General features: G+C 46.8%; 16 protein-coding genes. 5 read left to right on the plus strand and 11 right to left on the minus strand.

Annotated features, from left to right (window positions below):
* Window positions 1-182 precede the first annotated feature (182 nt).
* The 3 genes from SPB21_RS30285 to SPB21_RS30295 form a co-directional block, all read right to left on the minus strand.
* Window positions 183-398: a DUF2811 domain-containing protein gene (locus tag SPB21_RS30285; protein ID WP_163667003.1), complete on the minus strand. Its 216-nt coding sequence runs from the start codon at window positions 396-398 to the stop codon at window positions 183-185.
* A gap of 970 nt (window positions 399-1,368) precedes the next feature.
* The gene (locus SPB21_RS30290) at window positions 1,369-1,701 is read right to left on the minus strand and encodes a hypothetical protein (protein ID WP_250565066.1); all 333 of its coding nucleotides are present in this window, start codon (window positions 1,699-1,701) and stop codon (window positions 1,369-1,371) included.
* 433 nt (window positions 1,702-2,134) lie between these two features.
* The gene (locus SPB21_RS30295; protein ID WP_499868631.1) at window positions 2,135-2,890 is read right to left on the minus strand and encodes an LmeA family phospholipid-binding protein; all 756 of its coding nucleotides are present in this window, start codon (window positions 2,888-2,890) and stop codon (window positions 2,135-2,137) included.
* A gap of 325 nt (window positions 2,891-3,215) precedes the next feature.
* Here SPB21_RS30295 and SPB21_RS30300 point away from each other — a divergent pair, with 325 nt between their 5' ends.
* On the plus strand, window positions 3,216-4,265 hold the full coding sequence (locus tag SPB21_RS30300) for a Rieske 2Fe-2S domain-containing protein (protein WP_499868633.1): 1,050 nt from the start codon (window positions 3,216-3,218) through the stop codon (window positions 4,263-4,265).
* Between the two features lie 16 nt (window positions 4,266-4,281).
* Here the strand turns inward: SPB21_RS30300 and SPB21_RS30305 are convergent, their stop codons facing one another.
* On the minus strand, window positions 4,282-6,081 hold the full coding sequence (locus SPB21_RS30305) for a tetratricopeptide repeat protein (RefSeq protein ID WP_499868634.1): 1,800 nt from the start codon (window positions 6,079-6,081) through the stop codon (window positions 4,282-4,284).
* A 1,070-nt stretch (window positions 6,082-7,151) separates the two neighbouring features.
* Between SPB21_RS30305 and SPB21_RS30310 the strand changes: the two genes are divergently transcribed.
* Entirely contained in the window at window positions 7,152-7,955 is an 804-nt protein-coding gene (locus SPB21_RS30310; protein WP_163666995.1) for an SDR family NAD(P)-dependent oxidoreductase, read from the plus strand.
* A gap of 887 nt (window positions 7,956-8,842) precedes the next feature.
* Window positions 8,843-9,541, plus strand: coding sequence for a late competence development ComFB family protein (locus tag SPB21_RS30315; protein WP_250565065.1), 699 nt, complete (start codon window positions 8,843-8,845; stop codon window positions 9,539-9,541).
* Between the two features lie 50 nt (window positions 9,542-9,591).
* On the opposite strand, the gene argH is transcribed toward SPB21_RS30315, so the two are convergent.
* From argH to SPB21_RS30340, 5 genes are all read right to left on the minus strand, one after another.
* Entirely contained in the window at window positions 9,592-10,983 is a 1,392-nt protein-coding gene (gene argH, locus SPB21_RS30320; protein ID WP_499868635.1) for an argininosuccinate lyase, read from the minus strand.
* Between the two features lie 98 nt (window positions 10,984-11,081).
* Window positions 11,082-11,312 (minus strand): hypothetical protein, encoded by a 231-nt coding sequence (locus SPB21_RS30325; RefSeq protein WP_163702769.1) that lies wholly within the window; start codon window positions 11,310-11,312, stop codon window positions 11,082-11,084.
* A gap of 140 nt (window positions 11,313-11,452) precedes the next feature.
* Complete coding sequence (locus SPB21_RS30330; RefSeq protein ID WP_006517825.1) at window positions 11,453-12,931, minus strand: PP2C family protein-serine/threonine phosphatase; 1,479 nt, start codon at window positions 12,929-12,931, stop codon at window positions 11,453-11,455.
* 217 nt (window positions 12,932-13,148) lie between these two features.
* Window positions 13,149-13,817 carry a class I SAM-dependent methyltransferase gene (locus SPB21_RS30335; protein WP_490795940.1) on the minus strand — a complete coding sequence of 223 codons (669 nt, stop codon included), beginning with the start codon at window positions 13,815-13,817 and terminating at the stop codon, window positions 13,149-13,151.
* A gap of 61 nt (window positions 13,818-13,878) precedes the next feature.
* Complete coding sequence (locus SPB21_RS30340) at window positions 13,879-14,061, minus strand: hypothetical protein (RefSeq protein WP_163666989.1); 183 nt, start codon at window positions 14,059-14,061, stop codon at window positions 13,879-13,881.
* Between the two features lie 368 nt (window positions 14,062-14,429).
* Between SPB21_RS30340 and SPB21_RS30345 the strand changes: the two genes are divergently transcribed.
* Window positions 14,430-16,961: a sugar phosphate nucleotidyltransferase gene (locus tag SPB21_RS30345; RefSeq protein ID WP_163666987.1), complete on the plus strand. Its 2,532-nt coding sequence runs from the start codon at window positions 14,430-14,432 to the stop codon at window positions 16,959-16,961.
* Window positions 16,958-17,404 carry a single-stranded DNA-binding protein gene (locus tag SPB21_RS30350; protein ID WP_163666985.1) on the plus strand — a complete coding sequence of 149 codons (447 nt, stop codon included), beginning with the start codon at window positions 16,958-16,960 and terminating at the stop codon, window positions 17,402-17,404. The genes SPB21_RS30345 and SPB21_RS30350 overlap by 4 nt, the downstream gene beginning before the upstream one ends.
* 101 nt (window positions 17,405-17,505) lie before the next feature.
* On the opposite strand, the gene SPB21_RS30355 is transcribed toward SPB21_RS30350, so the two are convergent.
* Window positions 17,506-17,886, minus strand: coding sequence for a hypothetical protein (locus SPB21_RS30355; RefSeq protein WP_250565064.1), 381 nt, complete (start codon window positions 17,884-17,886; stop codon window positions 17,506-17,508).
* 202 nt (window positions 17,887-18,088) lie between these two features.
* The gene (lipB, locus tag SPB21_RS30360) at window positions 18,089-18,787 is read right to left on the minus strand and encodes a lipoyl(octanoyl) transferase LipB (protein WP_348918135.1); all 699 of its coding nucleotides are present in this window, start codon (window positions 18,785-18,787) and stop codon (window positions 18,089-18,091) included.
* Window positions 18,788-18,914 lie beyond the last annotated feature (127 nt).

Here is an 18,914-nt window from a genome sequence, read left to right on the forward strand (position 1 = left end):
CAATGCTTTTATGTTAGTAGAGACTCTAAGACAACAAAATTTTGTTGGTTAGAGAACTCTTGACTTTCATGGTTAGCCCTCCCACCAAAGACATAAAAAGTCTCTGGCCAATTGGCCAGAGACTTTTTTACTAGAGTGAAACTCAACAGGTAAATAAGACTGCGATGGCTATCGCATCACTATTAGGCGGTATAGCCAAATAGGCTATCTAGGTAGAGTCGATTGATATGGGGGTGATTTACGCCATTCTGTAGCAGAAACAAGGATAGAGCAGCTTGCATCATCCGTTCCTGACTCCACATTTCATGGGTATCTAAATAGTCTTTGATCGATAGATGCAAATCTTCTGGAATCTCTACCATAAGGGTGACAGTAACAGGGGCTGTAACTGGGGGCATCAGATTTAAAGCTCCTTCAAGAAGATATAGGTATGACAAACTAGTACCTAGTATTCAAGGGACTGTCATGGCTAACGCAAATGCTAGCCGCACCCTGAAGACAGTGCTCAGAAGAAGAATCACTAGGTCACTTAGGTCAGTGGAGCTTTATTGTGCAGGAGCTCTCAGAAATTAGCAATGCTCCCCACTCTTTAGATTTTTCTAAGAAGATTTTGGCCTAACGAGATGATTAGGGTTGAGCTGTTCTTTTGTTTACATGCAGTTACTCAAACGAATTGATTCTGGTCAATTGGACGTTTTCCACAGATGTTTTGAATTTGCATGACTTTGGTTCCTATCTGGGGAGAACTTATCCCAACCTGTGGAAAACTTGTGGAGAAACCTGTGGAAAACATCCTTTTTTATTAAGAAATGTATATTTCTGAATTATTCCAATAACTTTTAATTTTTTTTAGAAATATAAAGCCTTAAAAAATGGATGTTATAAGAATTTTTGTGTGTTCGGATACCTATAGGGCTGTGTTGTATTGACGTCTATAGCGTAGATATCTATTAGCGCTCAACAGATTTAGTATTAGCGAAAACGGTTGGGTGGTCAGTTTCGACGAGTCGCTTTACCTGGCCAGGGCACTAGCTGCGAGTTATTCTGGCGATTATCTAAAAAAATCCCTGACATCGCTGCCAGGGGCAATGGACTTTGCTGTTTAAAGGATTAGGAGAGATAAGGAGAGCTCAGTGGTGCTCTGTATATATAAACAGGCTCCTTCAGCTATATTCCTAAAAGGTTTTTGTGATCTTTTTTGTTTTTCCTTGTGTGTTTGATCACATGAAAAAGCCTCTGTCGGTATGACAGAGGCTTGGGTTGGTGTGTGAAGGTTGTTGGGAGAGGAAAGAGTGCCCTGGGAATAAAGCTTCACCGATAAACGGAGTTTGCACCGGGCACCCAAACTTGATAAGGCAGTCGTATCCATTAGCGGACTACGGTTTTAGTGCTAGCGTCTAGGGCGTTTAGCCGTTCTGTTTGAATATTTTCAATGGCCTTGGTTCGATCATCTTGGGCGTCCAGACGAGCCACTTGGATGGCTTCGATGGTTTTTGTCTGATTGTTGAGATATTCAACCTGAATTTTGTGATGAACCGTGGTCTTGGTGCGGTGATCGAGTGCCTCAAGGCGTTGCTGTTGCAGATTGAAACTGGTGGGTTCAGCAGCGGCAGCAATGGGGGCGAGAGTGCTAGCGTTGACTGACCAGTGGGCAGCGGATGCAACCAGAACAGTCAAAGCGGAAAGACGTGTGCGTTTCATGGTTGATGCTCCCTGATAAATCAATGAATTATTTATTTGCTCCATTGATTACCAGGATGCCGGGCCTAGCTGAACCTTATCTGACGGGTAACTGAAGGTTTCGTAAGGGCTTTCTGAGCTTGGCTGAGGAAAAATAGTGATCATCGTCACAGATTCCAGAGGCTAGTCAACAAGCTTCTAAATCTGGTTAAAATCAGTGTATTGCAATGATTTTGCGGTTTTTCAGAAATACCTGAATCAAAGAAGGGTTAGATATTTAAGTTTAGTAGTAGAAATATGCTACAGATGTGATGTTGAAGAAATAGCTCGACTGATCGAGTGGATGCGACCTGTAAGGGTGTTCCTAATTCCAGGGTCTGCCAAAATCTGGCTCATAGAAACAGACCAGAATGTAGTTTGAATTTCCTATGAGATAGTTTGGTTTCGGACTTAACTACTTGCAGCCTGGAAACTGGTTGATGTGTGCCACACCATAGAAAATCAGCTCTTTATTCCGCATACGGATTTTATCAATACGCAGCTGAGTACCACTGAGGCTGAAGGAATCCAGGTCTAACAAAGCATTGACGTGTTCAATAATCGCCTTACCCAACGCTATGTCCTTATCTGTGCCACCACAGGCCACATCGACAAATGCCAGCTTAGTACGGTCATAGACCTCAATACGAGCCGTTAAAGACACAAACTGAGGTGAATTCGAGATACTGCCTATGCGCACCTGACTCAATAAGCTGATGGTCTTATCATCATTCAGTAGCATTTCAGTACTGCTGAAATGAAGGGGGTGGCCCTCAAACTCCATCCGTTGCAGTTTCTCGACTACGAATGGGGTATTAAACGATGTGGTTAAATCTTCCTCAGTCAGCACAACGCGCATGGATGCCTGGGTGGGTTGCTTGATGCGCACCTGCCCTCTAAAAATAGCGCCAAAATCAATTGACACAGCCTGCACGAACAGCTCCATCGCCTTAATGCGAAGGCCGTTATACATCAACATACTGTGGCCAACGAAATCAAAGCCGTCAACGCTTCCCTGGAGCAGTTTAGCTACAGGCTCAGCTCGCACAGTGGCTTCTAGCTTGCCCGTACGTTTAAACAGAGCAGCAATGGCAGTACTCACCGCCTTGCTGACGACTTGGTCACCGCTCTGTCCTGGAAATGGTAAGTTGCCTAACACAAAGGATGTCATTCCTGATCAGTAAGCGATTTCAATGGCTGTGACGCCGAAACCAGATTTAAGGGGTCAGCTACATTATGTACCTTTTCTTAAGAAATGTAACCAGGCGTAACGATATTTTTCGCTTATATGTGCAATTGGAAGGCTAAAAGGATTTTAGTGCAGTTTTTGTCTATGGATACGGACAAACTAATGAAATGGCTCCTGGGCTATGGGAGGATACGCCACAATAGCCAGGGAAAATCGTTAAAACGGTGACAGAAAGAGGGGTTGCGGTTGACCACTATGGCAATCAAACGATGCTCCAAGCATAGAATTTTAACGGACCGGGATAGCTATGGTTTCAATCGAGATAAATAAATTATCGGGTCATTATCCTCGTGGATGTACTTTTTTGAATGATGATTGGGATGCGATCGCACCGTTCTGGTTCCCCATTGCGTTTAGTCACGACGTTACCGATAGCCCCATCGCTGCCACCCTATTGGACCAACGATTGGTTATCTGGCGCACCAGTCAGGGCGTTTCCGTCGCTAACGACCTCTGTCTCCACCGTGGTGTGCCCATGAGTCTGGGGCACATTGATAATGATCAGCTGATCTGCAAGTACCACGGCTTTCACTACAATGCCAGCGGAGCCTGTACGCTAATTCCGGCCAATCCCCAAGCAAGTATTCCGGCCCGGCTATGTCTTAAAACCTACCCCGTTCGCGAAGCGTTTGGGTTGGTGTGGACCACCCTAAGCGGAGATGGCAGCGACGCCAATATGCCCCAGTTGCCGGAGTGGGATAGCCCAGATTATCAGCCCATTTTGCCCGATAGCATTGATATTAGTGCTGCTGTGGGCCGCCAGATGGAAGGCTTTCTCGATGTGGCTCACTTTGCCTGGGTACACCATGAAGCCTTTGCCGATCGTGATAACCCAGAGGTGCCGCCCTACACAGTGACGCCAACGTCTCAGGGCTTACGAGCAGAATATCTCAGCACAGTTAGCAACTTCCCTAAAGAATTACAGCATCGAGCTCCGGCAGACTTTAAATGGCTACGGGTATTTGATGTGTTTCTACCCTTTGCCGCTATTCTGAGGGTTCATTTTCCTGAAGGCGGTCGACTCTGTATTTTGAATGCACCGTCTCCAATTTCGGCGCGCAAGACTCGGCTATTTTCGCCATTGTGCCGCAATTTTGACCAGGATCAACCCCTAGAGCCAGTCTACGAATTTAACCGTCAGATTTTTACCGAGGATCAAGAAGTCGTCGAATCCCAGTACCCAGAAGATCTGCCGTTAGATCTGCGTACCGAGTGTCACATTGAAGCCGACAAAACCTCTATTGCGTACCGCAAAGGGCTAGCAAAATTAGGTCTCAGCAAAGTGTATACAGCCTGAAACAACATGGGGACCCTCAATACTCTCCCAACAACGTTCTTAAATAATCAAACCCATCCACCCCAATCCACTGAATAATCCCCCGTCGCTGCCTCTGCAATACTTGCTCAAACGTCTCATCTCCCAACTCTCCCGATACCACTCGCAATAATCCTGCCCCCTGCCGCCACTCCGACGACCCAATTTGATGCAACAAATACATCCCTAACGCTCCATACAGCACTGACGCCTCTACATTCCCTAAGGCTCGCTGTGCCTCCGCCAAATACGTACAGGTTACCCCCTGCAAATATACATTTCCTGCCGCCTGGGTTAATGGCAACGCTTGCTCTAACGTTGCGATCGCCAACCCCGGCTGCCCTGCAATACTATAGGCAATCCCCATGCTGTTATAGGCCAACGCCTTACTCTGAAAATCCCCCAGGGTTTCTGCCAAGTCTCGCCCCCGCTCCAAATAGCCAATTGCCTGCTCATACACCGACAAATCCGGCGTATCGATTGCTCGCGCCGCAAACACCTCACTATAGCCATAGTTCACCAGCGCATTTGCTTCCCCCAAAACATCCCCCTGCTGCCGTGCCATAATTAGCGCCCGCTGGCTAAAGTTCTTTGCCTCCCCATAATTCTTCTGTAGCACATGCACCCTGGCCAGATGGTTAAAGCTGGCAATCACACAGCACTGATCCCCTGCAGCCGTTGAAATCTCTAAAGCCTCTTGATGAAACTCTAGCGCTGCCTCATACCGCCCCAATGTGCGCTGAGAATAGCCCAACAATGTCAGCAACCGCGCCTTCTCCTGTGTACCCGGCACCTGTTTTAGTGGTTCACTAAAATAATCCAAAGTATCTTGCAAATATCCCCCATCAAAGGCAGCAAACACACCTCCATACAAGGGGAAATCATCTCGCTGGGCAAAGCTCCGGAGACTTTGTTGCATCAGCTGAAATGAACTTCGACTCAGATGGGGCCGGCTAGCCTGAAAGCCTTGAGCCAAACTAGCTTCAATGTTGGCAAAAATCAAAAATGTAGAGTAGGAGAGTTTTTTGCCAAGTTTTACATTATAAGGTTGTTGATCAAACCACTTCACTAATCCCCGTTTGAGATAGTGCAACAAAATCGCTAGCTGCACCCAACTACTCTCATCTAGTCGGCTCCATCCCTCTGCTAGAGAAGTGACTGACTCTCCTTTTGCCAAAGCATCAAACAGCTGCTGAGCGACAGGAGACTCTAGCCGCTTTGCCCAATACTGCCAGGGACCACGGCGTTGCTCTGAGCCAAAACCAATATCTTTAGCCCCCGCTTCATATAGCCAACTAACCAGTTCTCCTTCCAATTGTCTAAAAGCCGCTAGTCCAGACTCGATCCCTTTTCCTAAAGTCCTATTGCTTTCAGCCTGTAAAGACTGGGCTAGCTGTTGCAGCTGATCACGAGTGGGTGGCTGATCTTGATTAGGATCCAACAGTTTAAGTAACGTATCGAGTTGGTCTTCCCCAACAGCTGACGAAAGCTGAGCCGTCACCGACGACACTTTTTCCTCAACCTGCCGTGTTTTTTGTAAATTCGCCCATTCCCCCTGCACCATTTTTAGGGCACGCACAATTCGAGGCCCTTTTAGCGATTTATCCTGCTCCGCCGTCTGCATCCGTTCCGCCAAACAGCGCTCAAATATTTCCCCGCTTCCCACAGGTAAACCATCTTTCAGTTGACGATACACTTGAGTCTTAGACCGAATTTTACCCTTTAGAGTAGCCTGAATCAGCCCTTCAATTAGATCAGAGCATTGAGCGACAACGGAATTACCAGAATTAAGGGACATAGGCTAACCGGGAGTATAACAACGGGAATCCCCCTTAGGATAACGATTGAACCCAAGTCATGTCATTGTTTGGGCATTAGTTACCCTTTATATAAAGATCGCCTGCAAAACATAAACCGTAGATTGGGTTACACCTACACCAATATCTCTCTCTGCCAACCCAAACGTCTTTAACTCAACATTGCCGCACGCCTATCGGAAATTATGGTAAATCGCCATATATAGTGTGGGATTGGATCAAACTATGCCAACCTCTCTCCTAAATTCTCCATAGCCAACATTGCTACTTAAATTTTGGTGATATTGGGTTTCGTGCTCTCAACCCAATCTACGTTACTTACGAAAGGACACTCTTCCCTTTAGGAAAAATTGAGCATCAAAAAATTGAACAGCAATGATCATGATCACCCTATTGTGATGACACATCAAGGGCTGCACCCTGATAACAAGTCTTGTTCCCATATAATGCGCTATCGATAAATTCGATATATCCGCATATTTACTCAGGCTTCTAACACTAGGGGTTCCCCCTCTCAACTCATTAGTCAGAGAACTTCTCAAGTTTCTGGAAATTCGGCAATCCTTTATGTAGCAAGGAATTCAACTAAGATAACCTCTATACTTTTTCTGGAATGTCATGCTCTTGTTAAATAAATGTTGCAGCTATTGTTTCTAATTGCTAAGGTGTGACCCATGAATTGTTCGTGATGCAGTTTGAAATGATCACCCATGCATCATGACCAAACCACTCCCATGGGAAAAGCTATAGTTTACGCGGTCGTAAACCCTAGTTCTGGGCATGGCTCACGCTTAGTTTTCAATTCATCTGTGCAGTCGCTGATTTGGAGAATGATTGTAACTGCTGTTAGCACAGCTTATCTGACAACCAATTGACGCTCAAAATTGGTTTATGCCAAAGATCAGCAACGCTTTATACATGTAGAGGATTTCAGCATACATACATGAAATCCTCTATGTTTCCATCTCAATAATATTCAGATATCGGTACAGTCCTGGTTCACTTGCCTTGTTGAAGATATGAACCCAGGCCATTTTGGAGTTTTTTGATTATGGATATGCAAGGAAAGACGGCTCTGGTAACCGGAGCCTCACGTGGTATTGGCCGTGCAATTGCTATTGAACTCGCCAAACAAGGTTCTGGTTACATTTTACTTATCGCCCGTGATCTTCAGAAATTGAGAGAAGTGGCAACAGAACTCCGTAAGTATGGGACTCAGGGTATCCCTCTCTCTGTTGATCTGACCGAGCCAACAGCAGTCAATATTGTTGTTGCCCAAGCATGGAAAGACTATGGGCCATTTGACCTACTGGTCAACTGTGCCGGTGTTGCCTATCAATCTAACTTTCTAAAAACCCCCCTCGGGCAAGCTCACACTGAACTATCGACCAACTTGATGGGACTATATACAGTTACCTGGCTTGTCGGACGACGGATGGCATCTCGTCGACAGGGCACCATTGTTAACGTCTCTAGCCTTATGGGTAAGGTGGCTGCACCGACGATGGCCACGTATTCAGCTACCAAGTTTGCCATTGTTGGCTTCACCCAAGCCCTTCGCCACGAATTAGCTGCCCATAACGTCCGTGTGGTCACACTGCTACCTTCTCTGACGGACACTGACATGGTGCAAGAGTTTAACTTGTTTCGTTGGGTACTTCCCCTCAGCACTGAAGAAGTTGCCCAAGGCCTCATAACTGGCCTAAAAAGCCGCAATTCAGAAATTGCTATTGGCTGGCAAAGCCATATGGCTTTATGGTTTCACCGATTTTTACCCCAAGCAATGGATGCCATCATCCGGCTGTCTAATCCGACTCAAGCTGCGCCGACATATCCCAGACCCAAAAGGGTATAAATCGCTGATATTTGCCTCAAACACGTTGCCCTTTTGCATGCGTATCTATACGTATTTTGTCCCATACCCCAGGTATTTTTTATGACCAACTGCCTGGGGCATTTTTCAAGTAAAGCAAGCTATAAAATTCTTATTTCAAGAAAGTTTGTTTATTTATTAAGTTTCTAAATTTTACCCATAGTTAAGTCAGGTACCTAAGCTTGGCTGAAGCTTACAGACCTTTGGCAGTTCTCATAGGCTGTTCATCATTACATCAGGGCTATTCAAAGGTTCCTCCAAATGCAGACGCTGTGAACAGGGCTAATAAAAAGCTATGGAGGGTGATCACCCCCAATACCATTCGGGATATTAGTGGCTAAGATGGTTAATATATTGACTTAATTGAATAAACAATGAGTTTCTAGAAGACTCAATTCTTCATATTTAAGTCAATAAGTTACGTCCAGTCCGTTGGACTATAAATAAGCGTTTTCCTGCTATTTTTGTAATCTTCACAGAAAATTAGTTGCTCGTTTCAAAAGGCACAATTTGGCAATTGGGTAGTTATACTAATAGGGTGTAACACCCCCCGTATAAGGCTTCGTAGTTACGAGCAGAAACGGATAACATCAACGATCTGAAGATCAGCAGTTATCCCGATTTGCGAACGAGGATCCGGAAAACCATGTTGTGGTTTGGGATCTATTTTCTGCGCATAAGGATTACCGGTTTATACACAAGCCTATGTTCTTTTATGCCTGTAGCGTTTCCTGTGTGTCACTCCCTTGTGTGTCACCAAAGTAGATGTCGAAGTTTATTTAAATTGACTTCAACATTACATAGGTCCAAGTGACCTAACTGAGAAAGAGGCTTATGCCGGGATTGTTGTTAAGTAGGTGACGAATGCCATGGTTGATGTGAAAGCACCTCCCTTACGGGAATACATTAACGTCATGGAACTGTTAGTAGCAGAAGAGGTTGAGCAACAGCTACGCCAGCTACCAACTCGTGTTCTTAAATATGTCAAACCGATTGAGGTTGAGACCTATGCCTTAAATCGGTTGCCTCCTCTATATGCAGTCAGTGAGAAAGGTTGGCAATCTCAATATCACAAGGCCAAATATGAACTGCGAAAAGAGATTAACAATGCTGTTAGGCAAGCCATTGCGGCAGTTCAGGTAGATCCTCTACGAGCCTCTCGTCCTTTGGTACGTCGCTCTGCGATTGCTGGAGCCAATGCAGCTTTGTTAGAGCAGTTTCGAGCTGCACTGGGGCAACCCAATTTAACTTGGGAGTCTCTGTTGCGTAAGTGCAAGCGGGCTGGTGCTGCCAGACGTGGAGCAGTGACTGGAGAAGCAGAACCACCTCTACCTACCAAGCCCTATGCAGCAGCGGCTGCCCACGATGTGGATGCTGCCCCCGATGCGGATGAGTATGCAGCAGCCTATGCATCTGAACATGCAGACCATATGGATCACCATGGAACCGTTTGGCGGCCAGGTACCTATGGTGAAACATCCTGGCATCCTAAGCGGAACTATGGCTATCAGACGCCAAAGCCTCCTTCCACCTCAACCTACGATTGGAATGATTCTCGATATCGGTGAAAATTTAATCTTGTAGAGGCGTTCCATGGAACGCCTCTACATCTTGTTAATTAGCGGGTTTCAACCATTTTCTGGGCGATCGCCAAGGCTTGTTTAACCTGCTCAAACCCGGTTCCGCCCAGGCTATTCCGAGCTGCGACAACTTGCTGCGGTGCGATCGCATCATAAATATCCTCTGCAAACGTGGGATGAATTGCCTGCCATTCTTCTAACGTCAGATCCTTAAGCAATTTGCCAGCCGCCAACGAGGTTTTGACCACTGTACCCACAAGGTTGTAAGCATCCCGAAAGGGTACTCCCTTAGCGGCTAAATAATCAGCCACATCGGTGGCATTGGAGAAGTCGTTAGCCACAGCTTCTGCCAATCGCTGCGGTCGAAACTCCAGTCCCTGATGCAGAAGAATCGTCATAGACTGCAGACAGGCCTGCACCGTACCCACGGTATCGAACAGCGCTTCTTTATCTTCTTGCAAGTCTTTGTTGTAGGCCAGAGGCAATCCCTTCATCATGGTCAACAAGCCCTGCAAATGGCCAAACACCCGCCCTGTTTTGCCTCGCACCAGCTCCGGCACATCGGGGTTTTTCTTTTGAGGCATAATACTCGACCCGGTGGAACAGCTGTCCGTGAGGGTGACAAATCGAAATTCTTCTGATGCCCAAAAAATTACCTCCTCGGCCAGACGTGATAAATGCACCATGATCAGGCTAGCGGCATTGACAAACTCAATGGCAAAGTCCCGATCGCTGACGGCATCCAGACTGTTGGCATAGATGCGTTCAAATCCTAGCTGATCGGCGGTGTACTGGCGATCGATGGGGAAGGTGGTCCCGGCCAGGGCTCCAGCTCCCAACGGAGAGGTATTAACACGTTTAGTCACATCGCCTAAACGCTCGTAGTCACGTTGGGCCATCTCTACGTAGGCAAGCAGGTGATGGGCCAGACTCAGGGGCTGGGCTCGCTGTAAATGGGTATAGCCAGGGATTAGGGTGTCTACGTGGACTGAGGCATGTGCTAGTAAGGCTTTTTGAAAGTCTCGGATCAGGGTGCGGATGGTTTTGATGTGCGATCGCAAATACAACCGAATATCCGTCCCCACCTGATCATTCCGCGAGCGTCCTGTATGCAACTTTTTGCCCAGTGGCCCCAGCAGTTCAGTTAACCGACGTTCTACCGCAAAATGGACATCTTCTTCGTCCACACCAGGGGTAAACGTCCCTTGACGATATTCTTGGCGAATCGCCTCTAAACCATCCACCAACTGCTGACCTTCAACTTCAGAAATGATGCCAACCTTCGCCAACATCTTGGCATGGGCCTGGGACCCGGTCAGATCGTAGTCAACCAGGGCAATATCAAACCCAATGCTGGCATTAAATTCCGCAATAACCGGATGTAATCCCGTCTCAAATCGCTGACTCCAGGGGGTAGGTGATGTACTCAAATCGTGAAAACTCCTGCCAATAATGAAGATGCCGACGCGCACCGCCTAAACTTACCCTAAAGCGCACTAGGAGACTATCCAATTACCTGTGCCTAACCTTAATAAGTAGTGATACCTCGAATTACATAGCCCACTACCATGCCAATGAGTAATGCCCACAGCTGACCTGAGTCCACAAAATTACCTAGAATATCCCCAGAGCGGTCAAAGAAGTTATCCTCAAACTGCTGAGCGATCACAGGCATAGTAACGGCAGCAACTGGCTGATCCACAATTGGCGTAACAGGTGTGAAATCACCAAAAGCGCTAGAGGATTTCTCGATTTTCATGGGGCTTACTAAAAATTTGGTAGATAAATAATCGGGCAAATCGATCATTGCACTACACCTAGATAACATCAAGCCATTTCCGGAATTGTAGGGATTTTGCACAGAAAACCCTTACAATTCCAGAAATAATCGGCCCCCCCCTACTCTTCAATTGCAGATAATTGCCGAAACTCAGCAGGTTGGGTCACCTTCATGACCACCAGCGTCGTATCGTCATCCTTAGAACGATCAGGACCAATAAAGTGACGCAATAAATTGAACAGATAGTCCAAAATCTCTTGGGAGCTTTCTAAGTTACGACAGGCCCAGCATACAGCCTTGATCAAATTGTCTTCATCAAAGCGCTCACCACGAATATTAGCTGCATCGGTAAAGCCGTCCGTATAAAAAATCACCACGTCACCTGGATACAGCTGCATTTGTCCCTCATGGTAACGGGTATCAATATCCAACCCCAGCAGCATACCGTCAGCATCTAACCGACTGATGGTATTGTTAGCCGCCTGCCAAAGCAGTGGTGGATTATGGGCTGCATTACCATAGGAGAATAGCTGGGTCCTGGGGTCATATTCTGCATAAAACAACGTCACAAACCGATTTGAACTCTCCAAATCGGTGTGCATAACGCAGTTGAGATTCTGCAGAATTTGCCCAGGGGAATGATCGTTGAGCACCTCTGCCCGCAACATGCCCCGCAACATGGTCATAATCAAACCTGCGGGCACACCCTTTCCCATCACATCACCAATGGCAATACTCCATGGTTGGGCGGATGATAATTGAGTCGCCGGATTACGTAACTGGTCGTAGGTAGTTGGAATGAAATCGTAGTAGTCTCCACCAACTTTTTGAGCCGTTTGACAGCGAGCGGCCAGATCCACACCCTCAATGATTGGGCACTGGCGAGGTAGCAATTTTTCTTGGATCTCCGCCCCTAGCTCTAGTTCTCTATCCAGCCGCTCTTTTTTACGTAGAGCCAAGGTCAACTCATCATTTTCAATCGCTACAGCTGTCTGGTCAGCCACCAATCGAACCAGCTTTTGCCGGGTCTCTGTCCAAGCATAGTCGCCATCATCACTAAATACATAGAGACGCCCACGCTCAACATTTTGAACAATGATGGATGTGCCAAATAGCTTCAGTTCTGGAGCCAGAAAGTGATTTAGCTGCTGATCCAAAGTCACCATGGCATTACGAGCTGCCTGATGGGTCAGAGCCACGGATTCGCCATCCGATCCTTTACCCCCTGACGAAACTGCCAGAGAAGACGTAATCTGACGTGTAGCCGACTCCAAGGCATAACGCACAGTCTGACAGGTGTCGTTAGTCGGACAATAAAGGCGCTCTAGGCGTAGCTGACCATTGGGACGAAACAATACCAGAGCACCGCCAGTCGCATCGGTTACCCGATTGGCAATCATTGGGATCAGCTCTAAAAACTGACTAATGTTGTTCAGGCTTCGCAGGGCAAACCCTAAAGAACTCAGCAAATCCTGGATTTTGTACTGCTCACGCTGTAGTCGAGCCACTAGTTCTTTGAGTGCAAAAACAGGTGTGCCGCCCGGTAGGGTGCTGCCCTCGGGAAGGGAATTAAAGGGTAGCGAGGGACTAGGCGACATAAGCACAATCGACAACACCGTCGATAGTTAGGAGCAGTAGGACAAAAAAACACCAGTGAATGCAAGGCAATATAGCGGTCACAGTCACGCTTGGCAACTAGATATTTAAGGTTAACTATAAGTCTTCAAACAAACTTGCTAACGCAAAATTTTAGACACCAAGATAGCATCTCCGCCACAACCGTCAAGGGTATTTTGCTCATCCTGATGACTTTCCCTAGGGCCACTGCACTCGGTAGGTGTGGAAAACCTCACCTGCAACCTGCTTCGTGACCTTAGCTCCCATACGTTTAATCAACGCTCGCCAATGGGGTAAATCCACTAGTTCAACATCAGCGCCCAAATAGGTTTCTAAAATAGCCCAATTTTCTGCTAATTCTTCTTCTGGGTTAATGACATCAAAAATAAAATGCCCCCCTGGCTTTAAGCAGGGCTTTACAGCGGTCATTACCCGTTCCCAGTAGTCCAATGGATAATAGCAACTAAATCCAGTCGCGATTACCAAATCAAATGTCGCTGGTTCATAGTCGAGCTTATGGGCTGGGGCTAATTGAACACCCTTAAATAATTTTGAGTCCAGCTGAGGCCCCCGTTGATTGAGGGCCGCCTGGGCAACCTTGCTGATTTCTTGACCAACGAATACCGCTTTCCACTCTTTCCAGGGATAAATCAAAAAACTGAGGCCACAGCCAAGGTCTAAGCAGCGTTGACCTTTCTTAGGGCGGGCGACTTCCCAAAACTTAGTGGTAATACGCGGGGTTAAACTACCCGCCACCCACTCCCGAAATACCGCCATCTCTTCGACCTCATCCGGTAGCTCAAATGATTTACCTCCATACTCTTGGTCAAACCTTTGAGCTACTGCCTGTAGCTGGGAAACTACCATCCTTGGGTATCCTTCTCACTAAATAATCGAATTAATCGAATTAATTACAGGCGGTCAATCGCTAACGCCCCTTCAGTGCCTTGGTAAAGTTCTGACGATAGGAGGCACTAATAATAAACACAGGCCAAAGCAGTGTTAAATACAGCTTGCCGCTACTGAAGTTGGTGCGATTAAAGCCGGTCCAAAATTTCCAAGCGCCATAGCCATAACCGCCTAACAACAATAGTCCTAACAAAGTGGGCATAGATTTATCCTCGCAATGGTCAATAAAGTAATCAGTGCACTCAAGCTTATAGTTATAGCCGTTGGAAATTTTGTCTGCAGGATATTAATGCTGATAGTCATAGACCGTCAATGGCAATAGGTCATGGAACACAATACGCGTCACCTTATAGCAGTAGACTAGGTACTTTGAAGGCTTGCTTAATGAATATAAAGTTGAGCTTAACAAAGCAAGTACAATTGACACTGCATACATCTAGCACGGCAAAAGAAATGTAATCACTCAAAGCACATATTGCCTGAGTGTATTTCAAAGATTAGCGTCGTTGTCTATTCACAGCTAACCTTCAATCAAAATTGTTTGAATTCTCATAACCCACAGGAGGAATTATGCGCGCAGTACTCATGGCTGGTGGTTCTGGAACCCGACTTCGACCGCTAACTTGTGATCTGCCAAAGCCCATGGTTCCTGTGCTCAATCGTCCAATTGCAGAACATATTGTCAATCTGCTAAAGCGACACGATATCAATGAAGTCATCGCTACGTTACACTACTTGCCCGATGTGATGCGTGACTATTTCCAGGATGGGCGCGACTTTGGTGTACAGATGACTTACGCGGTGGAGGAAGATCAGCCTTTGGGCACCGCAGGATGTGTGAAGAATATTGCTGAACTCCTGGATGACACATTTCTAGTCATTAGCGGCGACAGTATTACGGATTTTGACCTTAAAGAAGCGATTCGATTTCATAAGGAAAAAGGCTCTAAAGCAACCCTGGTCTTAACCCGCGTGCCAAACCCCATTGAATTTGGCGTAGTCATTACAGATGAAGACGGACGCATCAAGCGTTTTTTAGAAAAGCCCTCCACCAGTGAAATTTTCTCAGATACAGTCAACACTGGCACCTATATTCTTGAGCCTGAAGTCTTAGATTACCTACCTGAAAATCAAGAAAAGGACTTCTCTAAGGATCTGTTCCCTTTATTACTGGAAAAGGGGGAGCCGATGTACGGCTACGTGGCCGAAGGCTACTGGTGTGATGTGGGCCACCTCGAAGCCTACCGGGAAGCTCAGTATGATGCCCTTGAAGGCAAAGTATTGGTGGATTTTGCCTATCCTGCATCTTCCCCCGGTATCCATGTAGGTCAAAATACCCACATTGATCCAACCGCTGTGATCAAACCACCGGTTTTGATTGGCCGAAACTGTCGCATTGGGGCTCGGGTTACCTTAGAACCAGGCACAGTCATTGGTGACAATGTCACCGTTGGCAGTGATGCTGACCTTAAACGCCCCATCATTTGGAATGGAGCCATCATCGGTGATGAGACCCATTTACGAGCCTGTGTAATTGCCCGGGGCACTCGGGCCGATCGACGAGCTCACGTGTTAGAAGGTGCAGTGGTCGGTGCTCTCTCCACCGTCGGGGAGGAGGCACAAATTAGTCCAGGGGTCAGGGTATGGCCTAGTAAGCGGATTGAGTCTGGAGCCACACTCAATATCAACTTAATTTGGGGCAATACGGCCCAGCGCAATCTTTTTGGTCAGCGCGGTGTGACGGGGCTGGCCAATATTGATATTACCCCTGAATTTGCAGTCAAACTAGGGGCAGCCTATGGGTCTACTCTGAAACCGGGGTCCTATGTCACCGTTTCCAGGGACCAGCGCAGTATTGCCCGCATGGTCTCCCGCTCTTTGATTGCTGGGCTGATGTCTGTGGGTATCAATGTCCAAAATCTAGAAGCAACGGCCATTCCTGTGGCTCGCGTTATCCTCCCAACATTAGATGTTGCTGGTGGCATTCATGTCCGTCTGCATCCTGATCGGGCCGACCAAATCTTGATTGAGTTCTTTGACAAGAAGGGTATTGACATTCCCAAAGGCAAGGAAAAGAAAATTGAAGGAGCTTACTTCAAGGAAAATCTGCGGCGATCGCAAATCCATGAGATTGGCGAAGTCTCCTATCCAGCCAACCTAATAGACATCTACACCAGGGAATTCGAGAAACGACTGAATGTAGGCTCTATTCGCCACAGCAATTCTAAAGTCGTCATCGACTATGCCTATGCGGTTTCCGGTGCCGTCCTACCGAGATTGCTAGGAAAATTTGGTTGTGATGCCGTTGTGCTAAACGCTAGTCTGAGCCAAACTGCTCCCTCCATGGCCGAACGAGAACACATGTTAGGCCAGTTGGGTCAGGTAGTTCAGGCTCTACAAGCTACAGTTGGGGTACAGGTAGCAGCCAATGGCGAACAGCTAGTGCTGATGGATGAAGTGGGCTCACCGATTCGCGGAGAAATGTTAACGGCCCTGATGACCCATATGATTCTGACGGCCCATCCCCAGGGAACAGTAGTTGTACCGGTTCATACCTCTGGAGCCATTGAGCAAATTGCTCGTCGCCATGGTGGCCATGTCGTTCGCACCAAAGCTAACCCAACTGCCCTCATGGAAGCTTGTCAGGCCAGCAGCAATGTTGTTTTAGGTGGCAGCGGTGACATGGGCTTTATCTTCCCTCAACTCCACCCTGGTTTTGATGCCATGTTCTGCATCGCCAAGTTAATCGAAATGTTAACTATCCAGGAACAGTCCTTGGGCCGTATCTGGGGTGACTTACCCAGAATTTCCCATCGAGTACAAACTCTACGTTGCCCATGGACTATCAAAGGTGCACTGATGCGTTATCTTGTGGAGAGTCATCCCGCTGATACTCTTGAACTGGTGGATGGTGTCAAAATAGTTGACCGTACTCGCGATAACTGGGTGTTGATTTTACCTGACGCTGGCGATCCGCTGGTCCATATCTTTGCCAATAGCGCCGACCGTGATTGGGTAGATACCCATCTACAGGACTATCGCCAACGGGTTCAAAGTTTCATTGAAAAAGAGCAAGGTATTCGAGAGGAACAAGTCGTATGAATCATTGCATCCTCATGGGCGAGATTGTCGAGAGCCCACAGCTGCGCTACACCTCCGACAACCAAACCCCCATTGCCGAATTTAAGATCAAAATAGCTGGGCTGCGCCCAGATGATAGCCCATCGCAGTTTAAGGCCGTTGGTTGGGGCAACCTGGCACAGACAATTCAAGACGCTAGCTACGGTCCTGGTGATCGAGTCGTGGTTGAAGGTCGATTAACCATGAAAACCGTTGATCGACCTGAAGGGTTTCGTGAAAAGCAAGCGGAAATCACCGTCCAACGTCTGCACCGCATTGCCGAGATGCAATCTATGCTGATGGCAGCGGCACCTCCCATCGCTGAAGGTAGTCATAGCGGCAGTCGTCCAGCTGCCTCGACTCCTCAGCCAAGCAGCCCACCGACTAATACCACGACGCCTGATTACGACGAAATTCCGTTCTAGTCATAGCCTTATAGAGGTAGTCTGCGATTATGAAGTTGTCAATTAATGGCCCACCTAAGTTTATTCGGCGCGGGTGGGTCATTAATTATTGATAGTTAGACTTACAGATATCCCTGCAAAAAATCAAACGGCTCGTCTTCCCAACAAGGCTCTGGATAGAGCTGCCTTAAACGAATACAGACATCGATCAAAATTTCTTCGACTTGCAGGTCATCAAATATATCCTCCAAAGCCTGTTCATCACGATGCCGCAAAGCGGTCAACGGTTCTGCATGGAACGTCAGTGGCTTTAGGAATGGATGAATTTGAGATTGCTGTCGCGCATGACGAACGTCCTGCCAAGAACATGTCCAAGAGTCTTGGGTAGAAGTTTTATCAGTGAACGAGGAAAAACGAGATTTTGGCTCAACTCCTATTACAGTCTGAGCAACCGAATAAAAACCATTAGAGGGCTTGGCTTCAGGAAAATTAGTGTCGGGCATAGGCTGAATGTCCGTTATCAAACCATTGTATTGGTCCATAAGACAGTTCGCTATTCTAGACAACAAACATCAAGCTCTAGACAACAAACATCAAGCACCCGTGAGGCTATTTCTAACGCCCGACCTGTTGAAATAATTGAACTCAATCCCGACTCTGTAGGCCTATGCATAATGATTAGATGCCAGTCCTACGTAGTAATGCCTAAACTTTTATATCTTCAGCATGGCGACGCCAGCTGGTTGGTGATTCTTCCAGATACTGAGCTGATAGTCGAAATACCTCAGTAAAATGCTGGACAAGTATGGGTTTCACCTCGGCTAACGTAATGCCATGCACAAACTGAGCCATAGAGCCAACCGGTCGATCAGCTATACCACAAGGGGTAATGCGCTCAAAGCCTGATAAATCTGGACAAATATTCAGAGCAAACCCATGCATGGTGATCCACCGGCTGACCTTAATGCCAATTGCAGCCACTTTATAATCATCAACCCATACACCAGTCAAACCTTGAATGCGCTTGGCTAAAAGGTTGTAGTGAGCAAGCGTACGAATCACAACCTCTTCTAACTGGCGCAGATACCAATGCAAATCTTTGCGATGGTAATGCAAATTCAAAATGGGATACCCCACTAATTGGCCAGGGCAATGATAAGTGACTTCACCGCCACGTTCTACTCGATGCACTTTATAACTGGGATTAGTTAAATCAAAATGCACAAACTGCTCTTGCGAGCCAGCGCCCAGGGTATATACCGGAGGGTGCTCAGTCAACACCAGAACATCGTCTGCGTTAGAGTCCTGTTTACGTGTAGACACCAATTCTTTCTGATATTCCCAAGCCAATTTATAGGCGATTAAGCCAATATCTTGGACAATAAGCTTTCTATCTTCAGTCACTATAAGAATGTTGATTCTGTATCAGCTTTTCGTCACTTTATACCTGCTTTAACTGACTTTATATATGCAAAAAAATGAATGTAGTAGAGTCAGAAAAATACTGAGATATCGAGTAATTCAGAACTAT

Source organism: Leptothoe sp. ISB3NOV94-8A (genome assembly GCF_043421595.1).
GTDB classification, from domain to species: domain Bacteria; phylum Cyanobacteriota; class Cyanobacteriia; order Phormidesmidales; family Phormidesmidaceae; genus Leptothoe; species Leptothoe turfae.